This is a genomic window from Microbacterium sp. STRO-2N (genome assembly GCF_057747775.1).
The window spans coordinates 3,999,603-4,023,567 of the sequence record NZ_CM173223.1 but is presented as its reverse complement, the minus strand read 5'-3'; the positions used below and the strand labels follow the sequence as shown (position 1 = coordinate 4,023,567).

24 protein-coding genes are annotated in these 23,965 nt (G+C 71.4%); 3 read left to right on the top strand and 21 right to left on the bottom strand.

Translation table 11 applies throughout. The features are described from left to right. Window positions 1-72: 72 nt before the first annotated feature. Both AC3ANN_RS18535 and AC3ANN_RS18530 read right to left on the bottom strand, forming a co-directional pair. A complete protein-coding gene (locus AC3ANN_RS18535) occupies window positions 73-360 on the bottom strand; it encodes an HU family DNA-binding protein (RefSeq protein WP_127819842.1) in 288 nt (95 codons plus the stop codon). Window positions 361-570: 210 nt separating this feature from the next. Further along, window positions 571-1,179: a TetR/AcrR family transcriptional regulator gene (locus AC3ANN_RS18530; RefSeq protein ID WP_488338843.1), complete on the bottom strand. Its 609-nt coding sequence runs from the start codon at window positions 1,177-1,179 to the stop codon at window positions 571-573. 142 nt (window positions 1,180-1,321) lie between these two features. On the opposite strand from AC3ANN_RS18530, the gene AC3ANN_RS18525 reads away from it, so the two are divergent. Further along, the gene (locus AC3ANN_RS18525) at window positions 1,322-2,155 is read left to right on the top strand and encodes an alpha/beta hydrolase (RefSeq protein ID WP_488338842.1); all 834 of its coding nucleotides are present in this window, start codon (window positions 1,322-1,324) and stop codon (window positions 2,153-2,155) included. Between the two features lie 150 nt (window positions 2,156-2,305). Here the strand turns inward: AC3ANN_RS18525 and AC3ANN_RS18520 are convergent, their stop codons facing one another. From AC3ANN_RS18520 to AC3ANN_RS18465, 12 genes are all read right to left on the bottom strand, one after another. Further along, entirely contained in the window at window positions 2,306-3,436 is a 1,131-nt protein-coding gene (locus tag AC3ANN_RS18520; RefSeq protein WP_488338841.1) for an alpha/beta hydrolase, read from the bottom strand. 152 nt (window positions 3,437-3,588) lie between these two features. After that, window positions 3,589-3,894: a 30S ribosomal protein S14 gene (gene rpsN, locus AC3ANN_RS18515; protein ID WP_163615787.1), complete on the bottom strand. Its 306-nt coding sequence runs from the start codon at window positions 3,892-3,894 to the stop codon at window positions 3,589-3,591. 3 nt (window positions 3,895-3,897) lie between these two features. After that, the gene (gene rpmG / locus AC3ANN_RS18510) at window positions 3,898-4,068 is read right to left on the bottom strand and encodes a 50S ribosomal protein L33 (RefSeq protein WP_005051772.1); all 171 of its coding nucleotides are present in this window, start codon (window positions 4,066-4,068) and stop codon (window positions 3,898-3,900) included. Then, window positions 4,068-4,304, bottom strand: a complete 237-nt coding sequence (gene rpmB / locus AC3ANN_RS18505) for a 50S ribosomal protein L28 (protein ID WP_488338840.1) — start codon at window positions 4,302-4,304, stop codon at window positions 4,068-4,070. The genes rpmG and rpmB overlap by 1 nt, the downstream gene beginning before the upstream one ends. A 140-nt stretch (window positions 4,305-4,444) precedes the next feature. Next, window positions 4,445-5,173 (bottom strand): DNA-3-methyladenine glycosylase, encoded by a 729-nt coding sequence (locus AC3ANN_RS18500; protein WP_488340874.1) that lies wholly within the window; start codon window positions 5,171-5,173, stop codon window positions 4,445-4,447. Then, window positions 5,173-6,585 carry a hypothetical protein gene (locus AC3ANN_RS18495; protein ID WP_488338839.1) on the bottom strand — a complete coding sequence of 471 codons (1,413 nt, stop codon included), beginning with the start codon at window positions 6,583-6,585 and terminating at the stop codon, window positions 5,173-5,175. Before AC3ANN_RS18495 ends, AC3ANN_RS18500 begins: the two co-directional genes overlap by 1 nt. Continuing rightward, window positions 6,575-7,453, bottom strand: a complete 879-nt coding sequence (locus AC3ANN_RS18490) for a TIGR03943 family putative permease subunit (RefSeq protein ID WP_488338838.1) — start codon at window positions 7,451-7,453, stop codon at window positions 6,575-6,577. Before AC3ANN_RS18490 ends, AC3ANN_RS18495 begins: the two co-directional genes overlap by 11 nt. Further along, window positions 7,446-8,516 carry a permease gene (locus tag AC3ANN_RS18485; RefSeq protein WP_488338837.1) on the bottom strand — a complete coding sequence of 357 codons (1,071 nt, stop codon included), beginning with the start codon at window positions 8,514-8,516 and terminating at the stop codon, window positions 7,446-7,448. Before AC3ANN_RS18485 ends, AC3ANN_RS18490 begins: the two co-directional genes overlap by 8 nt. Beyond that, entirely contained in the window at window positions 8,503-8,916 is a 414-nt protein-coding gene (locus tag AC3ANN_RS18480) for a Fur family transcriptional regulator (protein ID WP_488338836.1), read from the bottom strand. Before AC3ANN_RS18480 ends, AC3ANN_RS18485 begins: the two co-directional genes overlap by 14 nt. 504 nt (window positions 8,917-9,420) lie before the next feature. Further along, window positions 9,421-10,281, bottom strand: coding sequence for a metal ABC transporter permease (locus AC3ANN_RS18475; RefSeq protein WP_488338835.1), 861 nt, complete (start codon window positions 10,279-10,281; stop codon window positions 9,421-9,423). After that, complete coding sequence (locus AC3ANN_RS18470; protein WP_488338834.1) at window positions 10,278-11,147, bottom strand: metal ABC transporter ATP-binding protein; 870 nt, start codon at window positions 11,145-11,147, stop codon at window positions 10,278-10,280. The genes AC3ANN_RS18475 and AC3ANN_RS18470 overlap by 4 nt, the downstream gene beginning before the upstream one ends. Next, complete coding sequence (locus AC3ANN_RS18465; RefSeq protein WP_488338833.1) at window positions 11,144-12,184, bottom strand: metal ABC transporter solute-binding protein, Zn/Mn family; 1,041 nt, start codon at window positions 12,182-12,184, stop codon at window positions 11,144-11,146. Before AC3ANN_RS18465 ends, AC3ANN_RS18470 begins: the two co-directional genes overlap by 4 nt. A gap of 126 nt (window positions 12,185-12,310) precedes the next feature. On the opposite strand from AC3ANN_RS18465, the gene AC3ANN_RS18460 reads away from it, so the two are divergent. Beyond that, window positions 12,311-14,077 carry a glycosyltransferase gene (locus AC3ANN_RS18460; RefSeq protein ID WP_488338832.1) on the top strand — a complete coding sequence of 589 codons (1,767 nt, stop codon included), beginning with the start codon at window positions 12,311-12,313 and terminating at the stop codon, window positions 14,075-14,077. A gap of 38 nt (window positions 14,078-14,115) precedes the next feature. Here the strand turns inward: AC3ANN_RS18460 and AC3ANN_RS18455 are convergent, their stop codons facing one another. The 4 genes from AC3ANN_RS18455 to AC3ANN_RS18440 are packed head-to-tail and all read right to left on the bottom strand — an operon-like array spanning window position 14,116 to window position 18,770. Continuing rightward, window positions 14,116-15,486 (bottom strand): dihydrolipoamide acetyltransferase family protein, encoded by a 1,371-nt coding sequence (locus AC3ANN_RS18455; protein ID WP_488338831.1) that lies wholly within the window; start codon window positions 15,484-15,486, stop codon window positions 14,116-14,118. A gap of 11 nt (window positions 15,487-15,497) precedes the next feature. Continuing rightward, window positions 15,498-16,463: an alpha-ketoacid dehydrogenase subunit beta gene (locus AC3ANN_RS18450; protein WP_488340873.1), complete on the bottom strand. Its 966-nt coding sequence runs from the start codon at window positions 16,461-16,463 to the stop codon at window positions 15,498-15,500. Window positions 16,464-16,510: 47 nt separating this feature from the next. Then, window positions 16,511-17,653 (bottom strand): thiamine pyrophosphate-dependent dehydrogenase E1 component subunit alpha, encoded by a 1,143-nt coding sequence (locus AC3ANN_RS18445; RefSeq protein WP_488338830.1) that lies wholly within the window; start codon window positions 17,651-17,653, stop codon window positions 16,511-16,513. Window positions 17,654-17,657: 4 nt separating this feature from the next. Continuing rightward, a complete protein-coding gene (locus tag AC3ANN_RS18440; protein ID WP_488338829.1) occupies window positions 17,658-18,770 on the bottom strand; it encodes a histidinol-phosphate transaminase in 1,113 nt (370 codons plus the stop codon). 92 nt (window positions 18,771-18,862) lie between these two features. On the opposite strand from AC3ANN_RS18440, the gene AC3ANN_RS18435 reads away from it, so the two are divergent. Then, window positions 18,863-19,255 carry a phage holin family protein gene (locus AC3ANN_RS18435; RefSeq protein WP_488338828.1) on the top strand — a complete coding sequence of 131 codons (393 nt, stop codon included), beginning with the start codon at window positions 18,863-18,865 and terminating at the stop codon, window positions 19,253-19,255. A gap of 3 nt (window positions 19,256-19,258) precedes the next feature. On the opposite strand, the gene AC3ANN_RS18430 is transcribed toward AC3ANN_RS18435, so the two are convergent. From AC3ANN_RS18430 to AC3ANN_RS18420, 3 genes are all read right to left on the bottom strand, one after another. After that, window positions 19,259-20,704, bottom strand: a complete 1,446-nt coding sequence (locus tag AC3ANN_RS18430; RefSeq protein WP_488338827.1) for a hypothetical protein — start codon at window positions 20,702-20,704, stop codon at window positions 19,259-19,261. Continuing rightward, window positions 20,701-21,003 carry a hypothetical protein gene (locus AC3ANN_RS18425; RefSeq protein ID WP_488338826.1) on the bottom strand — a complete coding sequence of 101 codons (303 nt, stop codon included), beginning with the start codon at window positions 21,001-21,003 and terminating at the stop codon, window positions 20,701-20,703. The genes AC3ANN_RS18430 and AC3ANN_RS18425 overlap by 4 nt, the downstream gene beginning before the upstream one ends. A gap of 198 nt (window positions 21,004-21,201) precedes the next feature. Continuing rightward, window positions 21,202-23,904 carry an ExeM/NucH family extracellular endonuclease gene (locus AC3ANN_RS18420; protein ID WP_488338825.1) on the bottom strand — a complete coding sequence of 901 codons (2,703 nt, stop codon included), beginning with the start codon at window positions 23,902-23,904 and terminating at the stop codon, window positions 21,202-21,204. Window positions 23,905-23,965 lie beyond the last annotated feature (61 nt).

Sequence of the window (23,965 nt, the reverse complement as noted above, 5' to 3'; positions counted from 1 at the left end):
CCTGAACGCCGGCCGCACGCTGAAGGGGGATGCCGCGACCGCGGCATCCCCCTTCTGAGAGGTCTGCGTCGATTACTTGACGGCGGCCTTGAGCTTCGAGCCCGCGGTGACCTTGACGCGCTTGCCCGCGGGGATCTTGATCTCCTCGCCGGTCTGCGGGTTGCGGCCGGTGCGCGCCGAGGTGGCGACCTGCTCGAACGAGATCCAGCCGGGGATCGAAACCTTGCTGCCCTTGGCGACCGCCTCCGAGACGGTGGAGAAGAGGGAGTCGAGCACGCCCGACACGGCGGCCTGGCTCTGGCCGGTCGCGCTGGCGATGCTCGCGACGAGCTCGGTCTTGGTGATGGACTTGTCGGCCATTTTGGTATGTCCTCCAAAGACGGCGGACGCCGTCTTGTCATTGCTCGGACCGGACGGCTTCGCCCCCCGGCTGGTCGGATCGACCGGGACCGAATGTACCCGACATGGCCGGTGAATCCGCGGATTTCCGCGGATTTCGCTACTCGCGGACGGCGTGTCGCGTGACAAGTGTGACAGAAGTGACGGATGTGACTCGCGGTGATCAGGCGCTCACGGCCGATGCGCCTCGATGACTCCCCGCGCCGTGCGCGCGAACGCCGGTGCCACGCGGTCCTGCCCGTCCAGATAGCCGCCGACGAGCGCGGCGTCCCGCAGCAGCACAAGAGATGCCGCGACCTCGGCCGGGTCGGCGAGGCCCGCGCCGGTGGCGAGCTGCTCGAGGGTGTCGCGGAACCATTCGCGGTGATCCGCGATGAGGTCCCGCACCGGGCCCTCGGCGGGGTACTCTGCCGCGGCGTTGATGAACGGGCAGCCGCGTGTGTGGCGGTCCCGGATGTCCTCCTCGATGCCCTGCACCACGAGGTCCAGCAGCTCGTCAGGATCGTCCGAGACCTGCGCGGCCCGTGCGAACAGCGACCTCAGGCCCTGATCTTCGCCCTGAAGGTAGGCGAGCACCAGGCCCTCCTTGCCGTCGAACTGCTTGTACATCGTCGCGCGCGTGACACCCGCGGACTCGATGATCCGGTCCACGCCCACCGAGTGGATGCCCTCGTTGTAGAAGAGGTCGGTCGCCGCCGCGAGCAGGCGCTGCCGGGCGGGGGAGTGGCGGGGGGTCGCGGCATCCGTCGTGGTCATGAGGGTGTGTCCTTCCGGGTCCATCGTGCCACCTCGACGAGATTCCGAAGTTCTCGGAATACTCTTGCGTAGATAGAACGTTCGGTCTACTATCAGGATACATCGAACCGGAACACCCCGGACTGAGACCGACCACCACCGCAACACCGCACACGAGGAGCAGGAAATGAACACCACCGCCAAGACCCCGATCGTCCTCATCCACGGACTCTGGATGACCCCCAAGAGCTGGAACACGTGGGCCGAGCGCTTCCGCGCAGCCGGCCACCAGGTCGTCGTCCCCGGGTGGCCCGGCATCGACGACCGCTCGGTCGACGACATCCGCCGCAACCCGGCCGCGCTCAAGGGCATCGGCCTGAAGCAGATCGCAGACCATTACGAGCGCATCATCCGCTCGCTGCCCGAGAAGCCCATCATCATCGGCCACTCGTTCGGGGGAGTCCTGACCCAGATGCTCGCCGACCGCGGGCTCGGCGTGGCCTACGTGGGCGTCGCGCCCGGACAGACCGCAGGCGTCACGACGCTTCCGCCCTCGACACTGTGGACCGGCACGCCGATCCTGTCGAACCCCTTCGGCATCAACGGCGCCAAGCCCCTCTCCAAGCGCCACTTCCACTTCACCTTCGGGAACGACCTCACCCGCGCCGAGTCCGACGAGCTGTGGGAGGAGTACGCCGTCAACTCGTACAACCGCGTCTTCTTCGAGGGCGTCACCTCGGTGCTCAACGAGAAGGGCGGCGTCACGCACGTCGACTACGGCCGCGCCGACCGCGCCCCCTTCCTCGTCATCACCGGAGAGATCGACCACGTCGTGCCCCCGGCGATCGGCAAGGCCATCGTGAAGAAGTACCGCGCGTCTGGAAGCCCCGCGATCGTCGAGTACAAGGAGTACGCCGGCCGCACCCACCGCCTCGTCAGCCAGGACGGCTGGGAGGAGATCGCCGACTTCACCCTCGAGTGGGCCACGACCCACGCGGCGCGCGTGACGGCGACGAGGTAGACGGATGCCGCGCCCGCCCACCGGCGGGCATCCCAGGCCCGGGCTCGACAGAGCGCCGGGCCTCGGCACGCGCGGGTTGCCGGGGCGCTGTGCGGTGAGGCGTCCGGAGATGGCTCGGATGCCCGAGTCCCGGACCCGAGGTTCGGCCGCTCAGACGTGGAGGCGGCGCAGGGCGCTGACGACGTCGTCGTGCCAGCGCCGGGCGGCCGGCAGCGCTCCCCCGAAGATCGGGGTGTCGTGGGTGACACCCTGGTAGCGCACCACGCTCGCGTCGACGCCCGAGCGGCGCAGCGCCGCGCCGTACGCGTCGCCGTCGCCGCGCAGCGGGTCGTACTCCGCCGTGAGGATCACCGCAGGCGGCAGCCCCTCGTGCGACGCGGCGAGCAGCGGCGAGGCGTAGGCGTCGCGCGCTTGCCGCGGATCCGAGAGGTACGTGCGAGCGACCGATCGCAGCTCGCGCAAGGCGATGAAACGCGGGATGCCGAGCGCCCGCGTCGCCCGCAGGTCGAGGTGCCGGCCGGTGAGGTCCACGACGGGGACCTCGAGCACTTGAAGCCGCAGCGGATGCGCACCGCGGTCGCGATTGACCAGCGTGAGCGCGGCGGCGAGGTTCGCTCCGGCGGACGTGCCTGCGACGCCGATCCGACGGCGGTCGATGCCCAGCTCATCGGTCGAGGCGAACAGCCACTCCAGCGCGGCGTAGGCCTGCTCGATCGCGACGGGGTACGGGTATTCCGGGGACAGAGCGTAGTCGACGGCGGCGATGGCCACCCCGGCGTCGACCGCGCGACGGCGGTTCGCGGCATCCGTCGTCGGATACCCGATGCCCCCGATGCGGAAGGCGCCGCCGAAGAGCGACACGACGCCCGGCACGCCGTGCGTCGGCACCGGGTCGGGGTCGGGGTGGTACACGCGCACCCGCACGGCGGGATGCCCGGGCACCTCGACGACGTGCTCGGTCGTGCGGACACGCGGTCCCGGCACGCCGACCTTCTGCAGCTCTCGGCGATCCCACGCGAGCGCCGCCTTGCGGTGCCGAGCCCGCGCACGGGCGTGGGGGCCGAGCGGAGACGTCGCGGGGCCGGACCCCTCGGAGCCGTTGCCCCTCGGCTTGTGGTCGGTCGCCGGGCCGCCCCCGCCACCCATGCCCGTGGCAGGCGCCGGCCCCTTGGCGAACGGCCACAGCGCGCTCAGGCGAGAGCGCACCGAGCCCAGTGCCTGGTCGAACAGGTACTTGCGGTGCACGCGCAGCCGCTCTTCGAAGAACGGATCGAGATCCACCGGCCCCTCCCGTGTCGGATGAGTCCGAGCTTAGGGCGGGCGGCCCGAGCCCGGCACCGGACCCGACGCCGGCCGCCGCCCTGCCCCACCAAGGCGGAAGGCCCGGAGTTCCGAGGAACTCCGGGCCTTCCTGACGCTTCAGCGTGCGAGTGTCACCACGACGACTTGGTCACACCGGGCAGCTCGCCACGGTGCGCCATGTCGCGGAAGCGGACACGCGAGATGCCGAACTTGGTGAGGACACCGCGCGGGCGGCCGTCGATGACGTCGCGCGAACGCACGCGCACCGGCGAGGCGTTGCGGGGCAGCTTCTGCAGGCCCACGCGAGCGGCCTCGCGCTCCTCGTCGGTCGAGGTCGGCGAGACGAGCGCCTTCTTCAGCTCGGCGCGCTTGGCGGCGTAACGGTCGACGACCGCCTTGCGCTGCTCGTTGCGCGCGATCTTGCTCTTCTTAGCCATGGATCAGCGCTCCTCTCGGAATTCGACGTGCTTGCGGATGACCGGGTCGTACTTCTTCAGAACGATGCGGTCGGGGTTGTTGCGGCGGTTCTTGCGCGTGACGTAGGTGTAACCCGTGCCCGCGGTCGACCGCAGCTTGATGATCGGACGGACGTCCTGTGCCTTCTTGGCCATCAGAGCTTCACACCCTTCGCCTTGAGGTCACGGACGACGGCCTCGATGCCACGGGCATCGATGACCTTCATGCCCTTCGCCGAGACGTTGAGCTTGATGCTGCGACCCAGCGACGGAACGAAGTAGGTCTTCTTCTGCACGTTCGGGTCGAAGCGACGCTTCGTCCGGCGGTGCGAGTGCGAGATGTTGTGACCGAAGCCGGGAACTGCTCCAGTCACCTGGCACACTGCTGCCATGGTGATGTCTCCTTAGTACCGTGCGACCGGACGGCCGCACCCAAGATCCCTTGTCTGCACCCCGCACTCGACCCGGCCCGGAGAGGCCCTGACGAAGAGTGGGATACGAACTGCGTGCTGGAGTGCGCGCAGACAAACAGTCAGTCTAGCACGCGCGGCGTGCGCCGTCCTGAGCCTGTCGAAGGGTCGCGCTTGGCGTGCGCCTCCTGGGCACCCCTGCCCCAGCGGAAGGGCGAGACCGTCGGGTCGTCGGGGATCCAGAACCGCCACGGGAACACCGCGGTGCCGGCGACGCCCGCGACGCCCACCCGCGGGCCGGAGGCGATGTCGGCGAGCGGCCCGTCGGGCAGTTCCAGTCGCGCGACCGCGCCGTGACGAGGCGCTCCGGTGATCGCGTCGATGCCGTCGTGCACCGGATGCCGCAGCCCCACCGCGTCGCCGAAGCGCCCCGGTCCGCGCGCGAGGTCGCGTGACGACCGGGCAGCGGGCCGGCGCCGGGCGGCGGCATCCGTCCCCTCGATCACCTCCCCCGCGCGCAGCAGCACACCGCCGGCGACGCCTTCGGGGCCGCACACCACGTTCACGCACGAATGGATGCCGTGGCTGAGGTAGACGTAGAGATGGCCGGGCTCACCCCACATGGTGGCATTGCGCGCGGTCGGTCCCATGCGCGCGTGCGATCCGGGGTCGGCGACGGGCCCGGTGCCGAGGCCGTGGTAGGCCTCGACCTCGGTGAGGCGTACGACGACGGTCTCTCCCTCGACCACCGTCGTGAGCCGGCCGCCGAGCAGGCGTGGCGCGACCTCCGACGGAAGGCCTACGAGGTCGTCACGAGTCGCCGGTCGCACACCGGCACGCGCGTGGCGCATCACAGCGACGGCACCTGGCACCACGAGATCGCCGTGCCGTTGAGGGCGACCACCGGGTCACCGTCGGCGATCTCGAGGATGCGGGTCTCGGGCCGCTCCGGGAGCGGCAGCTGATACGTGTCGTACGGATTGCCGACGGCATCCGGGGCCACCAGCACCGCCGCGTAGCGGGCACTGGGCGACACGCAGACCTGCAGCACGGCATCCGTCTGCGCGATCTCGGTCAGCATGCGGGTCTGGCCGTCCGCGGCGACGAGCGAGACCGACGTGCGACCCGTCGGCGCGCCGTCCTCGAGCACCGCCGCGGTGCGGATCGTCGACCCGTCCGGGAGCGGGGTGACCGAGGTGGTGCCGCCGAGGTCGACCTCGGGGGCGACCAGCGGCTGTTCGCTCGCGTCGGTGAGATCGATCGTCGCGGTCTGCTCGACGCGGTCGACCACGGCCTCGCTCGAGCCGCGCGCGATGCCGTCGATGCCGATGGCGGCGCCGAGCGCCGTCGCACCCTCGCCGCCCGAGCCGGTCAGCAGCAGCGAGCCGTCGAACGAGAGCAGCAGGATGCTGTCGGTGTCGGGCACGAACCGCCACTCGGCGATGCGGGGGTCGGCGCCCTCGACGGCGACCTCGACCGGCTCGGCGTCGACGTCCTTGAGCGACGCCGTGAAGAGGCGGCTCTCGCGGCCGGAGTCGGCGGTGAGCGTCGCGTCGGAGAACGTGTATCCGATGAGCTCGCCGCGGTCGGCGCTCTGCAGGTTCGAGACGTACCCGTTGCCCGGGAGCGGCAGCTCCCGCGGATTCTCGCCGTCGAGGTCGGTCACGATGAGCCCCGCCCGGTCGTTCTCAGTGCGGACCGACACCACGAGGTGCGTCGCGGTGGCGCGGAAGTCCTCGATGTGCGGATGCGTGAACACCGGCACCGCGGCCTGGCCGGTGAGGTCGGTGCGGTAGATCATGTCGCCGTCGTCGGTGCCCCGCTGCAGCAGGAACGCCTTGGCCTCGGGCGTGCGGAACGTCTCGGTGAGCGTCGACGTGGGGCCGCCGCCGAGCGACGAGACGTCGTCGATCTCGACGGTGTACTCGGTGTCATCCCACAGCGGCAGGGTGAAGCGCACGCCCACACTGCGACCCGACGTGTCGACCTCGAACGGCGTCTCGGGCGTCACCGTCACCTGCGACGGGTCGACGTCGACGAGCGTCTGCGAAGTGGTGAGGATGAGACGGGAACCGGATGCCTCGGCCGCCGCGGCGGGATCCACGTAGACGTCGGTGATCCGGGGTCCCTGCGCGACGCTCGCGGCGGCGCCCGCAAGTCCGAGCACCGCGAGCACGCCGAGGACGATCGCGAAGGCGCCCGCGAACGCCCGCCCCCGACGGCGGCGGGTCTGCGCCCGTCGCGTGCCGGCGTCAGTACTCATACGGGTCCTCGGGCTGGGGGATCTCCTCGACCGACGCCGCCTCGAGCACGAGACGTCCGTCGGAGGACGAGCGCACGGTGCCGCTGACCGTCACCCACTGCCCTGTGGTCGGCAGGTCGCCGGCGACCACGGGCACGCTCGCCGGCTGCGCGTCGATGACGCAGTGCGTGATGACGAGGCGGGTGAGGTCGAAGTCGCCGTTCTCGCCCGGGGTGACGAAGCCGGTCAGCTCGACGGGGTCGCCGTCGAACGCGTCGGGGTTGGTCGCCGTGGCGAACGCCGTCGACCACTCCCCGACGCCGAACGACGCGGTGTCGCCGGTCGACGCGAGCTGGATCGTGTCGGCGCCCCCGAACAGCGGCGTCGCGCCGACGTCGCGCGACATCGCGAGCTCTGCACTCAGCGAGGCGGGCGGCAGCACCAGCGTGAGCATGACGACCCCGGATGCCGCGACCCCGCCCACGATCGTGGCCGCGACGGCCGCCGGGTGCGAGGTGTGGTGGTCGTCGCCGCGCCGGCCGTCGCCGTGCGCGTGGTCGTCGCCTTCGGCGTGGGCGTGGTCGCCGCCGTCGGCGTGGGGCCGCGCGGGGACGGCGTCGCCGTGGTCGTGGCCGTGGGCGTGGGGCCGCGCGGGGACGGCGTCGCCGTGGTCGTGGCCGTGGTCGGACTCGGCGCCGAGCGGCAGGGCGAACGACGCCACCGTGCCGACGAGCACCACGACCGCCATCGACACCGCGAACCACGTCGAGTCGGGGTTGATGTAGAGGCCGAGCTGCCCGGTCACCGCGAGCGAGATCGTGACCACGGAGAGGACCGCGGCGAGCCCGACTCCGAGCCAGCGCGTGCCGATGAACTGCGCGCTACGCAAGGAGATTCACCGCCGTCCCGATGGCGAAAGCCGCGAGCACCACCACCACGACGATCCCGCCGAGCGTGCGCCACGTGAACGTCGTGCGCATGAGCGCGAGCATCTTGACGTCGACGATGGGCCCCACGAGCAGGAACGCGACGATCGATCCCGGCGTGAAGGTCGAGGCGAACGACAGCGCGAAGAACGAGTCGACGTTCGAGCAGATCGACACCACCATCGCGAGCGCCATCATCGCCACGATCGACAGAGCCGGATTCGACCCGATCGCCACGAGTGCCTCCCGGGGCACGAGCACCTGCACGGCGCCGGCGAGCGCCGAGCCGATCACGAGCGCCGGCATGACTGCGCGCAGCTCGACCACGAACTGCGCGAGCGTGCGGCGCCCCCGGCCGCCGGCCTCGTGGGTCACGAGTTCGCAGGTGTCGCGGAAACGGTCCGTGAGCAGGGCATCGGGCGACGGATGCCGCGAGTACAGCCATCCGATGAGGTTCGCGATCGCGTACCCGCCGAGCAGGCGCGCGACGAGGATGCCGTCGCTGAACCCGAACGCCTGATGCGTCGTGATGATCACGATCGGGTTCACGATCGGCGCGGCGATGAGGAACGTGAGCGTCTCGGGCACCGAGAAGCCCCGCATCAGGAGTCCGCGCGCGAAGGGCACGTTGCCGCACTCGCAGACCGGCACGATCATGCCGAGCAGCGACAGCACCGCGCGGCGCGCCCACGCGCGGCGCGGCATCCATCGTTCGATGACACCCGGCGGCACCCACACCTGCACGACGATCGACAGCACGACGCCGAGCGCGACGAACGGCAGCGACTCGATGAGCACGCTGACCGCTAGCGTCAGCCCGTCCTGGGCCCGGGTGGAGAGGGAGGCCGGGAACAGGGTCGGCGCGAGCCAGTCGATGAGGAACAGCCCGGCGACGACGGCGGCCCCGACACCGAGCCACAGGAGGGTGCGGGCCTGCGCGGATGGCCGCGGCGCGGCATCCGTCGTCGATCCGTGGCGATGGCTCGTGGAGCCGGCCCGCGGGGCAGCGGAATCAGTCCGCGTCACGCTTCTCGTCCCGAGCCTTCGCGCACGAGGCGCACAGCCCGAAGATGTCGACGATGTGCTCGGCGTCGCGGAAGCCGTGGCGCTCGGCCGTGCTCTTGGCCCACTGCTCGACGTCGCTCGCCTCGATCTCGACGGTCAGGCCGCACGAACGGCAGATGAGGTGGTGGTGGTGGCCGCTGCTGATGCACGCACGGTAGAGCGCTTCGCCCTCGGGGCTCTGCAGCGAGTCGGCCTCGCCCTGCGCCGCGAGCCCGGCGAGCGCACGGTACACGGTGGCGAGTCCGATGCCGGTGTTCTCGTCGCGCAGGGTCGCGTGAAGCGACTGGGCGCTCACGAAGCCACGGGCGTCGGTGAGCGCTTCGCGCACGCGTTCGCGCTGCCACGTATTGCGCTGGGCCATGCCGGGGAGTCTACCGGCGGGTCCTGAGCAAGAGCCGGGCGCCGCTGGACGCCTCCACGGTTCTCGTCCCCGACCTTCACGTGGCGCAACACGCGGAATCACCACACCGACCCCGCGTGTCGTGACACCCGAACGACGACCCCAGGCCCCGCTGCCCACGCTCAAGTGGCGCAACACGCGGAATGACAACCCTGACCCCGCGTGTCGTGACACCCGAACGCCAACCCAGGGCCCCGCTGCCCCCGCTCAAGTGGCGCAACACGCGGAATCACCACACCGACCCCGCGTGTCGTGACACCCGAACGCCAACAAGCCCAAGCCCCGCCGCCCACCCTCAAGTGGCGCAACACGCGGAATGACAACCCTGACCCCGCGTGTCGTGACACCCGAACGCCAACAAGCCCAAGCCCCGCCGCCCACCCTCAAGTGGCGCAACACGCGGAATCACCACACCGACCCCGCGTGTCGTGACACCCGAACGCCAACTCGGGGACGGAGCGCGGGTCAAGCGACTCGCGTCACGCGGCCTCGGCGGGCGCCGATGACGCGGCACACGACGTAGATGACGAACGAGATCGTGGTGATGTAGGGGCTCACGGGGAGGGTGCCCATGATCGCGAGCAGGATGCCGCCCACCGCCGACACGAACCCGAACAGCGCCGACAGCAGCGGCACCGACAGCGGCCCGGAGGCGACGCGCATCGCCGCCGCGGCCGGCGTCACGAGGAGCGCCATCACGAGCAGCGCGCCGATGATGTGCACCGCGACCGCGACGATGAGCCCCAGCAGCAGCATGAACGCGAGCGACACCGCCGTCGTCGGAACCCCCCGCGCGGCGGCGGACTGCGGGTCGAGCGAGTCGAACCGCAGTGGACGCCAGATGAGCAGCAGCCCCAGCAGCACCACGGCGCCGATCGCCACGAGCCAGCCGAGCTGACCGGTCTGCACCGACACGATCTGCCCCGTGAGCAGGCTGAACCGGTTGGCGCTGCGGCCGTCGTAGAGCGAGAGGAACAGGATGCCGAGGCCGAGGCCGAACGGCATGAGCACGCCGATGATCGAATTTCGGTCGCGCGCCTTCGCCCCGAGCACGCCGATGAGCGCGGCCGCGATGAGCGAGCCGACGATCGAGCCGGTCACGACGTCCCATCCGATGAGGAGCGCCGCGGCGGCCCCCGCGAACGACAGCTCGCTGATGCCGTGCACCGCGAACGCCATGTCGCGCTGCATCACGAACACGCCGATCAGGCCGCCGACGAGGCCGAGCACCGCGCCCGCCCACACCGAGTTCGAGACCAGCGCGAGGATCTCGCCGTAGTACGGCAGGCCGCCGAACATCGCGTCGACGATGTCGTCCCAGTTCACGCGTCAACCTCGTCGTGATGGTGATGGGATGCCTCGGCGTCGGGCGCGCCGACGACCACCAGCCGGTCGCCCGCGCGCAGCACGAACACGTGCGCGCCGTAGAGCGCCGTGAGCACGTCGGAGCGCAGCACCTCCTGCGGCGTTCCCAGGGTGAACCGCCCGTTGGCGATGTACAGGATCCGGTCGACCTTGCCCAGGACCGGGTTGATGTCGTGGGTGACGAGCAGCACCGCGGCGTCCTTCTCACGCCGATGCCGATCGATGAGCCCGATGACGGCCTGCTGGTTGGCGAGATCGAGGCTGGTGAGCGGTTCGTCGCACAGCAGCAGCACCGGTTCGTCGGCGAGCGCCTGCCCCGCGCGCAGTCGCTGCTGCTCGCCGCCCGAGAGCAGTCCGACGGGCCGGTCGGCGAACTCGCGCGCGCCCACCGCGTCGATGAGCGCGTCCACGCGAGCGCGGTCGCCCCGACGCGGGATCGGAAGCCCGAAGCGGTGGCCGTCGACTCCGAGGGTGACGAGGTCACGCCCGCGCAGCGCGGTGTCACGGGCGAGCGGCCGGGCTTGGGGGATGTAGCCGATGCGGCGACTGCCGCGGTGCCGTCGGCCGCCGGCGCGGGCCGGTGCGGCGCCCGCGCGCTCGTCGCGGACCTCGATCGTGCCGGCCGACAGGTCTTCGAGCCCGAGGATCGCCCGCAGCAGCGTCGTCTTGCCCGAGCCGCTCGGGCCGAGCACGGCGATCAGCTCGCCGGCGTGGACGTCGAGGTCGAGGCCCGACCACAGCTCGCGGTCGCCGCGGCGCAGCGCGGCATCCCGAATGCTGAGGATCGGGGGCCGTCCGGTCTGGCGGGCGGATGCCCCGGCGCTCACCCGTCCAGCGCCGTGCTCAGCGCCTCGACGTTCGCCTGCATCCACGAGATGTAAGTCTGGCCCTCGGGGAGCGTTTCCGAAAATGCGATCACGGGGATGCCGGCGGCCTCGGCGGCGTCGACGATCTGTTCGGTCTCGGCTCCGCCGGTCTGCGAGTTGGTGATGACGACGCGCACGTCGCCCGATTCGAGCAGGCCCAGCGATTCGAGGAGGGTCGCGGGAGCGACATCCTGCCCCTCCTCCACCGCCTCGCTGAACGCCTCCGGCGTGACGTTCTCGAGCCCCGCCGCCGCGACGAGGTACACCGGCACCGGCTCGGTCACGAAGACGCTCTCACCCTCGTGCGCCGCCGCGACCTCGGCGAGAGAGGCCTCGAGGCCCTCGACCTCGGCGACGAACGCCGCAGCGTTCGCCTCGAAGGTCTCGGCCTCCGCCGGGTTCAGCTCGCCGAGCTCCTCGGCGATCGCCTCGGCGACGTGCGCGACCGTGTGCGGGTCGTACCAGACGTGCTCATTGAAGCCTTCGATGTGCTCGTGCTCGTGCTCGTGACCCTCCTCGTCGGCGTGGGCGTCTTCGTCGGCGTGCTCGTCGGGCTGCTCGCTCGCGGTCGCCTCCGGCTCGGCATCCGTCGCCTCGTCGTCGTGGCCCTCGTTCTCGGGCCAGTCGTGCGAGAACTCGGCGGCGGTGATGACGTGGGCCTCGGTGCCGCTGGACTCGATGAGCCCGTCGATGTACGCGTCGTAGCCGCCGCCGTTCTCGATGATGAGGTCGGCCTCCGACACGGCGAGCTGGTCGCGGGCGCTGGGCTCGAACGAGTGCGGGTCCTGCGTGTCGCTCGTGACGATCGAGGTGACCTCGACGAGGTCGCCGCCGACCTGCTCGGCGATCTGCCCGTAGACGTTCGTCGAGGCCACGACGGTGAGCGACTCGTCTTCGCCGTCGCCGGCCGGTGCCGCCGTGCTCGCGCAGCCGGCGAGGGTGACGACGGATGCCGCGGCCAGGCCGAGCAGGGTGAGGGAGCGTCGCTTCGGAGTCATGCCATCGACCTTACGTCTATTGATAATCGTTCTCAAATCCAGGAGAGGCCCCGCACGTGAAGCGCACGCTCGACCACGATGTCAAGCCCTGAGTCCCGTGGCGACGCGGGCCGTACGGTTCATGGCATGACGCTCGACCCCTCCGCCGTGCGCGGGTCTCTGCCGCACCGGCGGCAGCTCGCGGTCACGTGGGGGATCCCGCCGGAGCACGGGGGGATGACAGCCGCGCTGCTGCAGCGGTCGAGGGCGTTCGTGCAGCACGGGGCCGCCGCCGATGTCGGGATCCTCACGTTCGAATCGCGCCCCGACTACGACGAGGTCCGGCGACTGCTTCGGGAAAGGGGCGAGCTCGTCGACGGCATGCGGCTCCGCAACATCTACGAGGACTTCCGCCGCAGCGAGCGCCCGCCGGCGCCCGTGCCGAGGCGACCCAGCAGAGCCCCGGGCGCTCCCGACGAAGAGGAGGCGACTCCGGAGGGCTCGGTGCTGCGCTGGCGCGACGGCGAGCGCGACGTGCGCATCGAGCATCGCCGCGCGGACGGCACCCTCGCGGTGCTCGAGGAGCGCGGCCCCAGGGATCAGCGCCTCATCACCGCGTTCGACCGCGTCGGTCGCACCACCGGTCAGTGGACCTCGGCCACCGCGTTCCGCTTCGCGTGGCTCGACGACGTGGTGGCGCACGAGCGTGCGGTCATGATCGTCGACAGCAAGACGGCGGCCCGCTCGCTGCAGAAGTACCGGCATCCCGAGATCACGAAGATCCACGTCGTGCACGGTGCGCACCACGACGCCCAGGGACGGCTCACCGCCTCGCGGCGCAGTATCTTCGAGAACCTGCACCGCTGGGACGCCGTGGTGTTCCTCACCGAGCGCCAGCGCGCGACGGTGATCGAACAGCTCGGCGATCCGGGCAACCTCGAGGTGGTCCCCAATGCCGTCACGATTCCGGACCACGTGCCCCGACTGCCGCCGGATCGGCTCCACGGCGTGATCGTGTCGCGGCTCAGTGGGATCAAGCGCCTCGACCACGCGCTGCGCGTCCTGGCCGAGGCGCGTGCCCTCGACATCCCCGTCACAGTCGAGATCGTCGGCGAGGGCGATCGCCACGCGAAGCTCGAGGCCGAGGCCGCGCGGCTCGGCCTGTCGCACGCGGTGACATTCACCGGATACGTGCCGCACGCGGCCGATCTGTACCTCCGCGGATCGTGGACGCTGCTCACGAGCAGGTCGGAGGGCGAGTCGCTGAGCCTCCTCGAGGCGATGGCGGCGGGATGCGTGCCGATCGCGTACGACATCCGCTACGGGCCCGCCGAGGTCATCGCCGACGGGCGCAACGGCCGGCTGGTGCCCGACGGCGACGTCGACGCCGCCGCCCGCGCGCTGGTCCACGTGTGCCTGCAGGACGACGACGAGCTCGCGGCCATGCGCCTGGCGGCCCGCGCGGCGGCGCGGCGGCACGACGACGCCGCCACGGTCGCACGGTGGGCGGAGGTGCAGCAGCGGGCCGTCGCGCGCCACGAACGGGTCCCCGCCGTCGACGAGGGAGAGCTCGCCCGCGTGCGCGTGCGGCACCTGCGCGGCCGCATCCTCGTGACCGCGCGGATGCCGCGGCGCCGCGCCGCCGACCGCGTCGACGTCCGCATCTCGGCCCGCGGCCGGGTGGCCGCCGCGGTCGTCCCGATGCACCGTGTGGGCAGATGGCGCACGGCGCGGCTCAGCCGAACCGGCTCGGCGGCGCTCGGTGACGGCGACCTCCGGACGCTGTTCCTGGTGCACCGCGACGGCGACGTCGTCGAGGTCGACGTGGGCCTGCGGCATCCCGACCACCGCTCGGTGGCCCGCCGCATCACCGACCGGCTGCGCCGCCTCCTGACCACGGCCCCGGTTTCCTGAGATCGCACCACAGGTCGGGCTCGCGCCGGCGTGCCGCCTCAGTCCAGCAGCAGCGCGGGCTCCTCGAGGATGGAGGCGACGTCGGCGATGAAGCGCGACATCCCGTCGCCGTCGATCACGCGGTGGTCGAACGACCCAGACACCGTCGTGACGAAGCGCGGGCGTACCTCGCCGTCGACGACCCACGGCTTCTGGCGGATCGTGCCCATCGCGACGATGCCCGACTCGCCGGGGTTGATGATGGGCGTGCCGGCGTCCATGCCGAAGACGCCGATGTTCGTGATCGTGATCGTGCCGCCCTGCTGGTCGGCAGGCGTCGTGCGTCCTTCGCGCGCCGTGAGCGTCAGCTTCTCGAGCGCACGGGCGAGATCGCGCATCGACAGGTCCTGCGCGTCCTTGATGTTCGGGACGAGCAGGCCCCGCGGCGTCGCCGCGGCGATGCCCAGGTTGACGTAGCGGCGCACGCGGATCTCGGCGCCCCCCTCGGCGTCCACCCACGCGGCGTTGACCATCGGCGTGCGGCGCACGGCCCAGATGACCGCCCGCGCCATGATCAGCAGCGGCGAGACCTTGATGTCGGCGAAGTCGGGGGAGGCCTTGAGTCGCTTGACGAGCTCCATCGTGCGCGTCGCGTCGACGTCGGTCCACACCGACACGTGCGGGGCCGAGTAGGCCGACTGAACCATCGCGGACGACGTGGCCTTGCGCACGCCCTTGACGGCGATGGTCTCCTCGCGGCCCGCCGCGTCGGGCACAGGGTTCGCGGGCGCGACCGTCGCGGGCCTCGCCGCTGCCGCGGCGGGCACGGGGATCGTCTCCTCGCGCACGTCGCCCCACGCGGGGGTCTCGATGTTGCGGAACACGCTCGCCTGCGACGCGTGCCGCATGACGTCGTCGCGCGTCACCTCACCGGCAGGCCCGCTCGGCTGGACCGCCCCCAGATCGACGCCGAGGTCGCGCGCCAGCTTGCGGATCGGCGGCTTCGCCACGACGCCGACGGATGCCGCGACCCGCTGCTCGGGGGTCGCCGCCGGCTTCCGGCGCCGCGACTGCACGTGACCTCCGGTGCCGTAGCCCACGAGCACCGCGCCTTCGCCGCCGTCGGTCGATGGGTCGCTCGGCCCGCCGTGCTCGGACTGTCCGACCGTCGCCGGGCCCGCGGCATCCGTCGCCGAGGCGATCGTGATGATGGGCGCCCCGACGTTCACGGTCTGGCCCTCCGTGGCAAGCACCTCGCCGACCGTTCCCGCGAACGGCGACGGCAGCTCGACCAGCGACTTGGCGGTCTCGATCTCGACGAGCACGTCGTTGACGGCGACCGTGTCTCCGGGCTGCACGCGCCATTGCACGATCTCGGCCTCGGTGAGGCCTTCGCCGACATCGGGGAGAAGGAAGGTCTGGGTGCTCATGCGAGCTCCTCTCAGTAGGCGAGCGCGCGGTCGACGGCTTCGAGGACGCGGTCCGCGTCGGGGAGGTAAGCCCCCTCGAGCTTCGCGGCGGGGAAGGGCGTGTCGAAGCCCGACACGCGCAGCACCGGCGCCTCGAGGGCGTAGAACGCCTTCTCCATGACGGTCGCGGCGACCTCCGAGCCCAGGCTCGTGAAGCCCGGCGCCTCCTGCGCGTAGACCATGCGGCCGGTGCGGCGCACCGAGTCGAGGATCGGGCCGTAGTCGACAGGCGACAGCGACCTCAGGTCGACGACCTCGCACGACGTGCCCTCGGACTCGGCGATCGACGCGGCCTGCAGCAGCGTCGTCACCATGGCGCCGTGGCCGACGAGCGTGACGTCGGTGCCGCGACGAACCACGCGCGAGGCGTGCAGCGGCAGCGCGCGCGCCGAGGTGTCGACCTCGCCCTTCTGCCAGTACTTGCTCTTGGGCTCGAGGAAGATCACCGGGTCCGCCGACGCGATGGCGTCCTGGATCATCCAGTAGCCGTCGTTCGGCGTCGAGGGGCTCACGACCCGGAGCCCGGCGGTGTGCGTGAAGTACGCCTCGGGGCTCTCCTGGTGGTGCTCGACGGCGCCGATGTGGCCGCCGTAGGGGATGCGGATGACGACGGGCATCTGCACCGCGCCCTCGTGACGGTTGGTGATCTTCGCGAGCTGCGTCGTGATCTGGTCGAACGCGGGGAAGACGAAGCCGTCGAACTGGATCTCGATGACGGGTCGGAAGCCCGCCATCGCGAGGCCGATCGCGGTTCCCACGATGCCCGACTCGGCGAGCGGCGTGTCGAGCACGCGGCGGTCGCCGAACTCGGCGACGAGGCCCTCGGTCACGCGGAAGACGCCGCCGAGCTTGCCGATGTCCTCGCCCATGAGCAGGACGCGATCACTCGCCGTCATCGCCGCACGTAGGCCCGCGTTGATCGCCCGGCTGAACGGCATCGTCTGGATGGCGGATGCCGTCACCGGCGTCGCCTGTGCGGTCGAGGTCACGATGCGCCTCCCTCGAAGGATGCCTCATAGTCGGCGAGCCATCGCCGCTGCTCGTCGATCAGCGCGTGCGGCTCCGAGTACACGTGTGCGAACATGCCGTCGGCCTCGAGGCCGCCGAGAGCGTTGGTGCGCGTGCGGGTGTCGTCGGCGAGAGCCTGGGACTCGGCGTCCACGTCGGCGAAGAATCCCTCGGATGCGCCGCGCGACAGGAGGTACGCCTTCATGCGGGCGATCGGGTCGCGGCGGCGCCACGACTCCTCCTCGTCGGCCGTGCGGTACTTGGTCGGGTCGTCGCTCGTGGTGTGCGCACCCAGGCGGTAGGTCATCGCCTCGATCGCCCGCGGTCCGTGACCGGCGCGCGCCTCGTCGAGCGCGGTGCGCGTGACGGCCCAGCTCGCGAGCACGTCGTTGCCGTCGATGGGGATGCTCGGCATGCCGTAGCCCGCGCCGCGCTTGTACAGCGGCGAGCGCGACTGCGTCGCGACCGGCACCGAGATCGCCCACTGGTTGTTCTGCAGGAAGAACACCTCGGGGGTGCGGTAGCTGTTCGCGAAGACCATGGCCTCGTGCACGTCGCCCTGGCTGGAGGCGCCGTCGCCGTAGTAGACGATGACGGCCTCGTCGCGCTCCGGGTCGCCGGTGCCGCAGCGCCCGTCGAGCGTGAGGGCCATGCCGAAGCCGGTCGCGTGGAGCGTCTGGGCGCCCAGCACGAGCGTGTAGATGTGCGTGTTGCCGTTCTTCGGGTCGAACGGGTTCCAGCCGCCGTGCGTGAGACCCCGCATGAGCCGGATGATGTCGATCGGGTCGACACCGCGGATCTTGGTCACGACGTGCTCGCGGTACGACGGGAAGATATGGTCCTGCGGCCGCGCGGCGTGCGCCGAGCCGACCTGCGCGGCCTCCTGGCCGTAGCTCGGCGGCCACAGCGCGAGCTGTCCCTGCCGCTGCAGGTTCGTCGCCTGGACGTCGAACGCGCGGATGACGGCCATGTCGCGGTAGAACCGCTCCAGGTCGGCGTCGGCGAGGCCTTCGACGAGTGCGAGGTAGGGTTCCGCGGCCGGGCTCGGCGCGAACGTGCCGTCCGCCTGGAGGAAGCGGACGAGGGCGTCGGTCGTCACCGAATCTTCGGGCGAAGTCACCGTTCTACGCTAGCCCGCGCCCCGGATGGCCCTCTGGGAGGTCCTTAACAACGGATGCCGCGATCCGTAGGACCTTGTCGACAGATTCTTCTTCGCCGACCGAGATCCGGATGCCGTCGCCGGCGAACGGGCGGACGATGAGACCCGCCTCCTCGAAGGCCGCCGCGAACGTCAGCGTCTCGTCCCCGCTGGGCAGCCACACGAAATTGCCCTGCGCGTCGGGGATGTTCCACCCGGCATCGCGCAGGGCGGCAACCAGGCGATCGCGACGCTCCGCGATCTCGTGCACCCGCTCGAGCAGCTCGGCCTCGGCTTCGAGGCTCGCCAGCGCCGCCTCCTCGGCGTGGGCGGTGACCGACAGCGGGATCGCCGTGCTGCGCGCCGCGTCGAGCACGCGGGGATGGCCGACGGCGTAGCCGACCCGGAGGCCCGCGAGTCCGTACGCCTTCGAGAACGTACGGAGGACGACGACGTTCGGATTCCGCGGACCACCCGGTTCGCGCAGGCCGTTCACCGCGTCGGGATCTGTGACGAACTCGGCGTACGCCTCGTCGAGGATCAGCAGCACGTCGGCCGGGACACGCTGCACGAACGCGTCGAACTCGGCCTGGGTGACGATCGGACCCGTCGGGTTGTTCGGGCTGCACACGATGATCGCGCGGGTGCGGTCGGTGATCGCCGCGGCCATGGCGTCGAAGTCGTGACGGGCGCCCTCGCGGAGCGGCACGTGCACCGCGGTCGCGCCGGCGACCACCGCGAGCCACGGGTACGCCTCGAACGACCGCCACGCGTACACGAGCTCGTCGCCCGGGCCGCAGGTCGCCTGAACGAGCTGCGCGAGGATCGAGACGCTCCCGGCGCCGATGTGCACGGCGTCGGTGCCGACGCCGTACCGCTCGGCGAGGCGCTCCCGCAGGCGCGCGGCCGAGGCATCCGGATACCGGTTGAGCGCCGACGCGGCCCGCACGCGCTCGAGCACCCCCGGGAGCGGATCGAACGGGTTCTCGTTGCTCGACAGCTTGAACGCCTCGGCGCCCGCCTGCCTGCCCTGCTTGTAGGGCGGCAGCGCGGCGACTTCGGGGCGCACGCGGACGGGGATCTCGGGCGCGTCGGTCACGTCCCGAGTCTACGAGCGAGGACGGATGCCGCCACCCGGGGCGGGCGGGAAAGCATTGGCGACCGTCAGGCCGCATGCCAGACTGACGCACTATGGGCTTCCTCATCCGCGTCGTGATCAACGCCTTCGCGATCTGGGTCGTCACCCTGATCCCCGCGCTGCAGGTCTTCGTGATCCCGTTCCCGCCCGGCGAGACCCTGCAGCTGGTGCTCACGCTGCTGCTCGTCGCCGCGATCTTCGCTCTGGTCAACACGATCATCGGCACCGTCATCAAGGTGCTGGCGTTCCCGCTGTACATCCTGACGCTCGGCCTCATCGGCCTCATCATCAACGCGTTCCTGCTGTGGCTGACCGCGTGGATCACGGGCTTCTGGAACTGGGGCCTGCGCGTCGAGGACTTCTGGTGGGGCGTCGTCGCGGCGATCATCATCTCGCTCATCAACTGGGTCTTCGGCATCATCCTGCGCCCGCGCTCGAAGAGCTGACGCTCACCCCCGCGTCACGGCGTATTCGCTGATCTCGACCGACTCGGCGTTCGCGAGCTGATCGAAGACGGCCCGCAGCTCACCGACCCGCGGATCGGTCGAGGCGTCGACGAGCGCCGCCGTCTCGGCGTAGGCGGTCATGCGGTGGCCCGGCACGGCGACGTCGGCGAGGCCGACCCCGGTGTCGGCCACGCGCTCGACCACGAAGCTGCCGGGGGCGCCGACGGCAGCGTTGTGTCCTCCGCCGGCGAGCGCGGCCACTGGGTCGTCGGTGTGGCGCAGCGTCACGCTGAGCGTGCCCGTGCCGACGTCGGCCGCGACGGGGCTGCCGAACGTGACGAGCGTGCGCGTGTCGTATTCGCCATCGAGCGCCAGGTGCGACCCGATCATGGCGCCCTGCGAGTGCCCGAACGCATGCACGACGTCACCGGGCTCCGCGCCGGCCTCGGCCAGCGCCTGCTTCGTCGCGGCGAACGACTCCGACTGCCGGCCGGTGTACAGCTCGTGGTTCGAAAGGTTGTCCCACGGGTCGTCGCCCCCGTACGCGAACGACTGCATCCCGGCGATGTAGACCGCGAACTGCTTCGATCCGTCGGGCATCGTGTACTTCTCGACGCGCACACGCGAATTCCCGGCCCCCGGCATCCGCTGGGTCACCGCCGTCAGGCTCCGCGGCGCGCCGGCGGTCGCCACCGGAGGCACGGTCGTCAGGGTCACGGGTCCTGCCTGGCCGGCGAGCCGCGCATCGCGGTGAAGCCGGCCCTGACCGCCGATGCCGAGCACCGCGGCTCCGGCGATCGTGCCGAGACCCAGCGCGGCGCCGGTGCCGATGCCGGCGGGACCGCCGAACTCGGCGCCGACGACGAGCCCGCTCTCTGCGGCCTGCCGCGCGAGCTCGCCGGGCCAGTTGATCGCGCGGTCGGTCTCGGCGGCGAGCGCTGTCCTCCACGCCTCGGGGTGCTCCTCGATCAGGAGCGTCATGCGCGCGTCGACGGCCGCCGCCCTCGCGTCATCGCCCTCCGCCACCGCCGTGCGATGCTCGGCGTTCAGCTCGACCAGCTCGTAGGCGATGGCCGCTTCGCGCAGCGCCGCGGCGATGCGGTGCGCTTCGGCCCTGACCTCGATCAGGCGCTGGAAGAGCATGGCCACCGACGACGCGGCGTCCGACGCGTGCCCGCGCAGCCACAGCAGCACCGCCTGCGGATCGCCGAGCTGCCGGCAGATCCCCCCGAGCTCTGCCTCCGCCGCGACGAACAGCGCGGCCGTATGGCGCAGGGTGCTCGTGTCGACGGCGACGGCACCGCCGCCCCGGAACTCGAGCCCGGTCCCGGCGCGCGGCCAGGCCTCGAGCAGCGTGCTCACGGGATCCGCGAGGTCGATGTCACGCCGACGGTCGACGTCGGGCGTGAGATCGCCGCCGCTGAGCGGGTCGTGCTCGTCGCCGGTCATCGCGCGCCTGCCGGGGCGAAGGCGGCCGCGTAGACGTCGGCTTCGCGGAACGCGGCGCGGTCACGGGCGTGCGACGCATCGATCCGCGCGGTCTCGGCGAGGCACACGAGTCCCAAGACGGCACCGGCCCACGCCTCGGCCTTCACGTGGAAGGCGGTCGCGGCAGCGGACTGCCAGTCGGTCGCGGCGGAGAGGCCCCGCGCGGTGGCGGCGGCATCCGTCAGCCGTTCGATGATCGCGGCCAGGTCGCGCTCGACGACGGACAGCTGGTGCGAGGCGGGAGCGGCGCGGTCGATCACGCGTCCATGCTGCGGCCCGCCGAGATCGGCGCGAGCTCGCCGCGGGCGATCTGTGCATGGCAGCGCTGCGCGCGTCGCTTGGGGAGGAACCGACGGTCGCCCTGCCCTGTACGCTCGCCGGCCCGGCCGCGACGACCCCGAGGGCACCGCGAGGCGCCGCCCCCGGGAGGGACGGCGCCTCGCGTCGGTTCGCGCGGATCAGGAGAGGTCGAGCAGGCTCTTCACGCCGACCCTCACGATCGCGGTGTCGGTCGAGGTGTTGCCCGCGGCATCCGTCGCCGTCCAGGTGAACCTGTAGACCGCGCCGTTCACCGCCTTGACCTCGAACGTGCGGTCGCCGGTCTGCTCCCAGGCGCCCTTCGACGTGCCCTTGACGGAGACGTCGGTGAGCTCGACGGTGACGTCGCCGCGGTCGTCTTCGGCGACCACGTCCATCTCGATCGTGCGCATCTTGTTGTTGGGCGGGAACACGAACGACGGGTGGGCGGTGGCCTCGATCGTCGGCGCCGTGGTGTCGGGCGGGGTGAGCGAGAGCCCCACGATCACCGGGTCGTGGTCGCTCGAGCGGTAGGCGTCGGGTGCGTAGAGCGCGTCCTGTGCGGGCTGCTTGAACGTCATGTCGTAGTCGATGAGGCTCGGCTCGTCGGCGTTCACGTTCCAGGTCGCAGCGCCCGCGACCTCGTCCAGCACGTCGCCACCGGCGAGTGCGTAGTCGAGGTAGCCGAGCTGCCCGTCGAACACGTACGAGTAGGCATCCGTCCCCTGGAACTGCGCGAGCAGGTCGGTGTAGCCGGCGGCCGCGAGCACCTGGATGGGGTCCTCCTGGGCGTACGAGTTCAGGTCGCCCATGATGAGCTCGCGCCCCGCGCCCTGACCGGTCGGGTCGGTCGCCAGCCAGTCGGCGAGCGCTGCGGCTGCCTGCGTGCGCACGCCGTTGCAGTTGCCCTGACCGTTGGGGTCCGTCGGGTCGCCGACGGCGTTGCAGTCGGAGCCCTTCGACTTCAGGTGGTTGACGACCACCGTGAAGGTGGTGCCGTTCGCGTCGGCGAAGCTCTGCGTGAGGCCCGGGCGGTTGAAGTCGTCGAGCCAGCGCGCGTCCTCGGACTGGTCCATCAGCTGGAAGTCGCCGGCCGGAGTCACCGAGGCGGGCTTGTAGATGAGCGCCGTCGTGATGACGTCTGTGCCGATCACGCCGGTGTCGATGTAGTCGTACACGTCGGCACCGAGGCGCTCGTTCAGCGCCGCGGTGAGCGCGGCGACGGCCGTGCCGTTGTTCTCGATCTCGATGAGTCCGAACACGTCGGCGTCGATCTCGGCGAGCGCCGTGACGATCTTGGTCTCCTGGCGCTCGAACTCGACGGGATCGTTCGCGCCGCGCGCGTCGGGACCCGTGAGCGTCGTGAAGTAGTTGAGCACGTTGAAGCTCGCGACCCTCAGGTCGCCGCCCACCTCCGGCGCCGCGGTGCGCGGGTTGCCCGTGGCGAACTCGGCGCCCTCGGTCGGCTGCACGGCCCACGTGTCGAAGCGGTAGTCGAGGATGCCGGTGGTGCCGGTCACCAGGTCGCCGCTGCGGAAGGTGTTCGCGAGCGTGAAGACCTCGCCGTTCGGGTGGATCGCCGGGTCGGGGTTCTGGTTGCCGCGCCCGTCGTCGACCGTGATGCTCTCGGCGACGTTCTCCGCGGCCAGCGCCACGGCCTCGGGCGACCCCGCGTCGTACAGGCCCGTCGGCTGGTACTGGCGGCCGACGGTCAGCGTGATGGTGCCGAAGCGGCCGAACTCGAACGTCTCGCCGATCGCGAGCTGCTGCGGCAGGGTCACGTACATGCCCTCGAGCGCCTCGCGCTGCTCGGGGCTCGCCGGGAGCGTGAGCGGGGTCGCGGCGGGCAGGCCCTGTCCGGTCGCGCAGATCTCGACATCGGTGGCCGAGACCTGGGTCATGCCGAAGTTCTCGCCCGCCGTGCCGAAGACCGACACGACGTCGCCCGCCGAGACGGCTGCGCCGCCCGGCGCGTAGACGAAGATGCCGTCCGAGGTCGCGGAGTCGCCGTCACCGGCATCCTGCACGTAGTAACCGTCGAAGCCGCCGGTCTGGAAATCACCGACGACGAAGCCCTCGATGAGCACCGACTGGCCCGCCACCCCGGTCGCCGCGCCGGCGCCCTGCACCGAGCCGATCGTGACGGGGTCCGCTGTGCAGTCCGCGCCGTCAGCCGGGCCGCCCGGGTCGAGGGTCGTGCGGTTGGCCGTGCCCGGGGTGTTGACCGCCTCGCCCGCGACGAGAGTGCCGGTGAAGCCGTCGATCCCGGCCAGGTCGAAGTCGTTGCGCACCCAGTCCGCGGCGGTGTCGGTGTCGGTGCCGTCGGGCATGCGCGATGCGCCGCCGGGTGCGAACGCCGCACCGTCGTAGGCGACGCCGAGCGAGACCCCGCCGTACGCGCGGTCGCCGGCACCGCCGTCGTTGATCGCGACGGCGTCGACCACCGTGAACCCGTCGACGTCGAAGACTCCGTCGTCGTTCGTGTCGAGGTCGGTGCCGAGCGCAGGGGCGGTGCCGGTGACCAGCAGGAGACTGATCGTGCCGTTCTCGAGCTCGTTCGCGGCGAGCGACATCAGGACGCGGCCGGAGGCGTCCGGGGTGCCGGGCGCGAAGATCCCGTCGACGATGCCGAACGTGGGGGAGTCGCCCTCGATCTCGAGGACCCGGTAGCCCGAGACGTCGGTGCCGACCGGTGCGAGCAGCTCGATGTACTCGACGTCGGTGCCGGTCGTGCTCGACGAGAACTCGTTGATCACGACGCCGGTCGGGGAGGCTGCGGCTGGTGCCGCGAAGCCCGCGACGGACGCTGCTGCGACGCCCGCTGCGGTCAGGGCCGCGGTGAGGCGGCGGGTGGGACGGGGCACGGATCCTCCTGGTGGGTGGAGCGGACACACGAGTGGAGGAGGGCGTGCGTGACCCTCCTCG